Source organism: Azospirillum tabaci (assembly GCF_014596085.1).
Classification (GTDB): Bacteria; Pseudomonadota; Alphaproteobacteria; order Azospirillales; family Azospirillaceae; genus Azospirillum; species Azospirillum tabaci.
On record NZ_JACCJY010000037.1, the window covers coordinates 59,382 to 65,381 of the forward strand.

Sequence of the window (6,000 nt, forward strand, 5' to 3'; positions counted from 1 at the left end):
GGCATCCCACGCTGCCGAACCGCAACCGCTCCGATTGGCACGCAACGTGCTTACATCGGACCGTCGGCAGAGCCGTGGACGGTGCCTGCCGGCGTTGGCACCTCGTACACGAGAGACCCATGAAGAAGATCGAAGCCATCATTAAGCCGTTCAAACTCGACGAAGTGAAGGAAGCCCTTCACGAAGTCGGCATCAAGGGCATCACCGTCACCGAGGCCAAGGGCTTCGGCCGTCAGAAAGGGCACACCGAGCTGTACCGCGGCGCGGAGTATGTGGTCGACTTCCTGCCGAAGGTGAAGATCGAGGTGGTGATGGAGGACTCCCTGGTGGAGCGGGCGATCGAGGCGATCCAGCAGGCCGCCCACACCGGCCGCATCGGCGACGGCAAGATCTTCGTCACCCCCGTGGAAGAAGTTGTCCGCATCCGGACCGGCGAGAAGGGAGGCGACGCGATCTGATCGCGTCCCGAGAACCCGACCACCGGCCAACATGAACCAGCCCCGCCCACAACCGACGCAAAGCCGGCCTACGCAGAACCGGCCGACGCAGACCGTCGCAACCGCGAGCGGAACGATCCGTGCGCGGATGCCCCTCCGGGCGCGACTTTTTGTGCTGTCACGTTGTGCGCTTGGGAAAGGCATGACATAACGTCCGCCGCGAGCGCCGTCACCCGCCCCTTGGTCGGTTTGACGCAGCGGGACCCAAACCTCTTAAGCGTGGAAAAAGAGATATGTCCGACATCAGCAAGGTCTTCGACCTGATCAAGGAACACGACGTCAAGTACGTGGACCTCCGCTTCACCGACCCGCGCGGCAAGCTGCACCACACCGCCCAGCACGTCTCGACCATCGACGAGGACGTGTTCGAGGACGGCATCATGTTCGACGGTTCCTCGATCGCCGGCTGGAAGGCGATCAACGAGTCGGACATGATCCTCCAGCTCGACCCGACCACCGCCGTCATGGACCCGTTCTCGGCCCAGCCGACGCTGAACATCCTCTGCGACGTGTACGAGCCGTCGACCGGCCAGCCCTACGCCCGTTGCCCGCGCGGCATCGCGAAGGCCGCCGAGAAGTACATGGCGTCGGCCGGCATCGGCGACACCGCCTACTTCGGCCCGGAAGCCGAGTTCTTCGTCTTCGACGACGTGAAGTTCAAGGTCGAGATGAACAAGGTGTCCTACGAGTTCGACTCGGAGGAAGGCCCGTACACCTCGGACAAGGACTATGAGGACGGCAACCTGGGCCACCGCCCGGGCGTCAAGGGCGGCTACTTCCCGGTCGCTCCGGTCGACAGCGGCTCGGACCTGCGCGCCGAGATGCTGAGCGTGCTCGCCGAGATGGGCGTGCCGGTCGAGAAGCACCACCACGAGGTGGCCGCTTCGCAGCATGAGCTGGGCATCAAGTTCGACACGCTGGTCCGCACCGGCGACAACATGCAGTACTACAAGTACGTCGTGCACAACGTCGCCCACGCCTACGGCAAGACCGCGACCTTCATGCCGAAGCCCGTCTTCGGCGACAACGGCTCGGGCATGCACATGCACCAGTCGATCTGGAAGGAAGGCCAGCCGCTGTTCGCCGGCAACCAGTACGCCGACCTGTCGGAGCTGGCGCTGTACTACATCGGCGGCATCATCAAGCACGCCAAGGCGCTGAACGCCTTCACCAACCCGACGACCAACTCCTACAAGCGTCTGGTCCCGGGCTACGAGGCTCCGGTGCTGCTGGCCTACTCGGCCCGCAACCGTTCGGCGTCCTGCCGCATCCCGTACGTCGCGTCGCCGAAGGGCAAGCGCGTCGAGGTCCGCTTCCCGGACCCGTCGGCCAACCCGTACCTGGCCTTCGCTGCCCTGCTGATGGCCGGTCTGGACGGCATCCAGAACAAGATCCATCCGGGCGACGCGATGGACAAGAACCTGTACGACCTGCCGGCCGAAGAGCTGGCCAAGGTTCCGACGGTTTGCGGCTCGCTGCGCGAGGCTCTGGACAGCCTGAAGGCCGACAGCGCCTTCCTGCAGAAGGGCGACGTGTTCACCAAGGACATGATCGAGTCCTACATCGAGCTGCGCACCGAGGAGCTGCTGGCCTTCGAGACCATGCCGCACCCGATCGAGTACAAGATGTACTACTCGGTCTGATCCATTGGACCTCGGTCCGCCGGTTTCCGGTGTCCGTCCTGCCCTCTTGGCGCGGCGGGCACCACCGGAGGACCGAACCGCGGAGCAGAACAGAAAAAGCCCACCGGCGACAACGTCGGTGGGCTTTTTCTTGTCCGAGACTTGAGGGACGCCTCAGGCAGTGCCGCCGAAGCGCCGCGCCGCCTCGATGGTCAGGCCGGTGCCGACCGAGCCGAAGATGTTGCCCTCCACCACGCGGGCGCCGGGCAGTTCGGCCAGGATGGCCGCCCGCACCTGCGGCAGCAGCGTGGAGCCGCCGGTCAGGAACACCGCGTCGATCTCCGCCGGCAGCGTGCCGGCCTCGGCCAGACAGGCGCGCACCCGCCCGCCGATGCGGCCGGCCAGGATCGCCGTCGCCTCGTTCAGTTCGTCCACCGACACCGGGCGCGTCATGCCGCCACCGCCCCAGTCCAGCAACAGGCCGGCCTCCGGACCGTCGGACAGGGCGATCTTGGTGCGCTCCACCGCCATGGCCAGCGCGTGGCCCAGCCGGTGCTCGACCACGCCGATCAGCCGCTCGATGCGGTCCGGAGTCGCGGAATCGCGCCGCAGGCGCTCCAGGTCGGCCATCGCCTTGGCGGTGTAGAGGAAATTGATCTTCGACCAGGTCGCCAGATCGAAGAAGAGATGCTTGGGCGCCAGCAGGCCGGGGCGCTTCATGGCGCTGCCATGGCCCAGCAGCGGCATCGCCGTCGCCAACGACAGGTCGCGGTCGAAGTCGGTGCCGCCGACGCGGATGCCGTCGTTGGCCAGGATGTCGGCGCTGCGGTCGGCCCGCCCACGCCGCTCCGGCCCGATGCGGACGATCGAGAAGTCCGAGGTGCCGCCGCCGATGTCGGCGATCAGGGCCAGCTCCTCGCGCTCCACCTGCTGCTCGTAGTCGAGCGCGGCGGCGATGGGCTCATATTGGAAGGAGATGCCGCGGAAGCCGACGGAACGGGCGATCTCGCCCAGCACCTCCTCCGCCGCGGCGTCGCCCGCCGGGTCGCCGTCGACGAAATGCACCGGGCGGCCCAGCACCACGTCGGTCAGCTCGCCGCCGAGCGCTGTCTCCGCCCGCTCCTTGACCGCCGCCAGGAAGGTGGCGATGACCGCGCGGAAGGTGATGCGGCCCTTGCGCAGCGCGGTGTCGGCGTCGATCAGGTCGGTGCCCAGCATCGACTTGATGGAGCGCATCAAACGCCCCTCGACGCCCGACGCGTAGGCGTCGACGGCCGCCTGCCCGACTGTCACCGCATCGGCTTCGAAATCGAAGAAGACGGCGCTGGGCAGGGTCGTCCGCGGGCCGTCCAGGGGAAGCAGGCCGTAGCCGCCCTCCCCCGTGCCGGCACCCGCGGACGCCGTCCGCACGCCGAGCGTCGTGTTGGACGTGCCGAAATCGAGGCCGCAAGCCGTCATGGGAACCCCCGCCGTGATGGAAGGGGCGAGGCTATACAGGGGCCGGGGCCGCGGATCAAGACGCGCGACGGGACAGGCCGTCCGTGTTTGCTACTCCGCGGGAACGCTGCGGGTCGCCACGATATGGTTCAGCGTGACGGTCATCACCGCCTCGCCATGCTGGTTCAGCGTGGTGTAGGCCAGCCGCACCGTGCCGCGGTCGCCGCGGCGCGACGGAATGGCCTCCACCACCGCCACCCGGACGCGCAGCGTGTCGCCGGGCCGCACCGGGCGCAGCCAGCGCAACTCGTCGCCGCCCGAACCGCCCAGGCTGGTGCCGGTGATGGCCCCGGTGTCGCGGAACAGACGGAAGGTCAGGGACAAGGTGTGGAAGCCGCTGGCGATCAGCCCGCCGAACGGCCCCTCCGCCGCAGCCACGGCGTCCATATGGAAGGGTTGCGGGTCGAAGCGCTGGGCGAAATCCATGATTTGGCTGTCGGTGACCGTCGCCCCTTCGGTGTCGATCACGTCACCGACGCGGAAATCCTCGAAATAGCGCCCCGCCATGCCCGCTGCCCTCCCGTTCCATTGGTCCTCGTATGGACGGTGCTAAATGTAGATGGCGCCATCCATATAGAGAACCGCTTTCCCGGCGATCTTCACGCGGTCGACCGCCAGTTCGCAGGACAGCGCACCGCCGCGGGCCGAGACCTGCCGGGCCTTCAGCCGCTCCTTGCCCAGCCGCCGCGCCCAATAAGGGATCAGCGTGCAATGGGCGGAGCCGGTCACCGGGTCTTCGGGAATCCCCTGGGCCGGAGCGAAGAAGCGGGAGACGAAATCCACGCCGCCGCTGCCCGGCGCCGTCACGATGACCGCGTAGAAGTTCTCCAACCGGGCCAGGGCGCTCATGTCGGGCGCCAAGCTGCGCACCGTCGCCTCGTCGTCATAGACGACCACGAGGTCGCGCGCCTTCAGCACCGCCGTCGGCGGCGGTCCGCCCAGCGCGTCGAGCAGGCCGGCGGGCGGCTCGGCCAACGGTTCCGGCGGGCGGCTGGGGAAATCCAGCGTGTAGAGGTCGCCGTTGCGGGTGACGCTGAGGGTTCCGGCTTCTCGGGTGGCGAAGTCGATGCGCGGGCAGCCCCACTCCAGCATCGTCGCGATGACGAAGGCCGAGGCCAGCGTGGCGTGGCCGCACAGGTCCACCTCCACCGTCGGGGTGAACCAGCGGATCTCGTAACCGTCGCCGCGGCGGACGAGGAAGGCGGTTTCCGCCAAGTTGTTTTCCGCCGCGATGGCCTGAAGCGTCGCGTCGGGAAGCCAGTCCTCCAGCGGCACGACCGCTGCCGGGTTGCCCGCGAACACCGCGTCCGCGAAGGCATCGACCTGATACAGGGGAAGGCGCAAGGTGCCTCCTTAAGGTTTCTCGGTGAACAGGAACGCCTGGGCGTGCCGCTCCATCCCCGCCGCCTCGTAGAAGGTGATCGCTTTTGGAGCGGACAGGAGAAGGCAGGTCACGCCCTCCCCCACCGCGGCGCGGGTACGGCGCATCAGCTCCTTGCCGATGCCGCGCCCCTGACAGGCGCGGTCGACGGCGAGGTCGGACAGGTAGCAGCAGAAGGCGAAATCGGTGACGGACCGGGCGACGCCGATCAGGTCGCCGCCCGCGTTGCGGGCGGTGACGATCAGGCCGGCGTTGCGCAGCATCGCCTCCACCCGCGGGCGGTCCGCCACGGGCCGGCGTTCGGCCAGCCCGGAGCGGTGGAGCACGTCGATGAAGGCGTCGGCGGTCAGGTCGGGCTCGACGGCGTAGAGGATCGCATCGGCGCTCATCGGCTCACCCCCGCCAGAAGGGCTTGCTGACCTCGCTGTCCACGTCGGCGCGGGACACGCCGATGTCCTTCAGCAGATGGTCGTCCAGCCGCATCAGAGCCTGCCGCTGCCGCCACCGTTCGTAGCCGTTCAGACCGGCCTCCATCACGAACCAGACGGGGCGGATGCCGACGGAAAGGGCGCGCGCGATGACCTTGAAGACGGTCGTGAACGAGGACGATCCGGACGAGCGGGTCGCTTCTGTGGTGCGCATGATGTGCCTCCTTCGTCAAAACATTCAGCCCCGAAAAATCGAGACAATGGGGATTATGTCGACACAATCGCTCCGGTCAATGTCATTATTGTCACCATTACATTTCCGATATCGGATGTATCCCGGTTGCCACACCCACAGGTTCTCTTCCCTTTGGACGAGGCTCACCTCAAGGGACCTCATCATCCGGGCATGAAAAAGGCCGGCCGCGGAATGCGGCCGGCCCGGTAGAGCGCCTCGACTGGCGCCGGATGCGGTCCCGTTACTCGCGGTTGCCCATGAGCTGGAGGAGCATCTGGAAGAGGTTGATGAAGTTGAGGTAGAGGGAGAGGGCGCCCATGACGGCGAGCTTGGTGTTGCC

At 67.3% G+C, this 6,000-nt stretch carries 7 protein-coding genes and 1 pseudogene; 2 read left to right on the top strand and 6 right to left on the bottom strand.

The features are described 5' to 3' along the window. Nucleotides 1-119: 119 nt before the first annotated feature. Nucleotides 120-458 carry a P-II family nitrogen regulator gene (locus H0B54_RS25620; RefSeq protein ID WP_014240107.1) on the top strand — a complete coding sequence of 113 codons (339 nt, stop codon included), beginning with the start codon at nt 120-122 and terminating at the stop codon, nt 456-458. Nucleotides 459-730: 272 nt separating this feature from the next. Further along, nucleotides 731-2,140 carry a type I glutamate--ammonia ligase gene (glnA, locus tag H0B54_RS25625; protein WP_094306030.1) on the top strand — a complete coding sequence of 470 codons (1,410 nt, stop codon included), beginning with the start codon at nt 731-733 and terminating at the stop codon, nt 2,138-2,140. A 153-nt stretch (nt 2,141-2,293) separates the two neighbouring features. On the opposite strand, the gene H0B54_RS25630 is transcribed toward glnA, so the two are convergent. The 6 genes and pseudogenes from H0B54_RS25630 to H0B54_RS30020 all read right to left on the bottom strand — a co-directional run. Then, complete coding sequence (locus tag H0B54_RS25630) at nt 2,294-3,577, bottom strand: Hsp70 family protein (RefSeq protein WP_188262673.1); 1,284 nt, start codon at nt 3,575-3,577, stop codon at nt 2,294-2,296. Between the two features lie 90 nt (nt 3,578-3,667). Beyond that, complete coding sequence (locus H0B54_RS25635) at nt 3,668-4,123, bottom strand: MaoC family dehydratase (RefSeq protein WP_188262674.1); 456 nt, start codon at nt 4,121-4,123, stop codon at nt 3,668-3,670. 42 nt (nt 4,124-4,165) lie between these two features. Then, nucleotides 4,166-4,960, bottom strand: a complete 795-nt coding sequence (locus H0B54_RS25640) for a PhzF family phenazine biosynthesis protein (RefSeq protein ID WP_188262675.1) — start codon at nt 4,958-4,960, stop codon at nt 4,166-4,168. Nucleotides 4,961-4,969: 9 nt separating this feature from the next. After that, nucleotides 4,970-5,386, bottom strand: a complete 417-nt coding sequence (locus H0B54_RS25645) for a GNAT family N-acetyltransferase (RefSeq protein WP_188262676.1) — start codon at nt 5,384-5,386, stop codon at nt 4,970-4,972. A 4-nt stretch (nt 5,387-5,390) separates the two neighbouring features. After that, nucleotides 5,391-5,639 (bottom strand): DUF1127 domain-containing protein, encoded by a 249-nt coding sequence (locus H0B54_RS25650; protein WP_188262677.1) that lies wholly within the window; start codon nt 5,637-5,639, stop codon nt 5,391-5,393. A 262-nt stretch (nt 5,640-5,901) separates the two neighbouring features. After that, nucleotides 5,902-6,000: pseudogene (locus tag H0B54_RS30020) on the bottom strand (BAX inhibitor (BI)-1/YccA family protein); the annotation flags it as partial.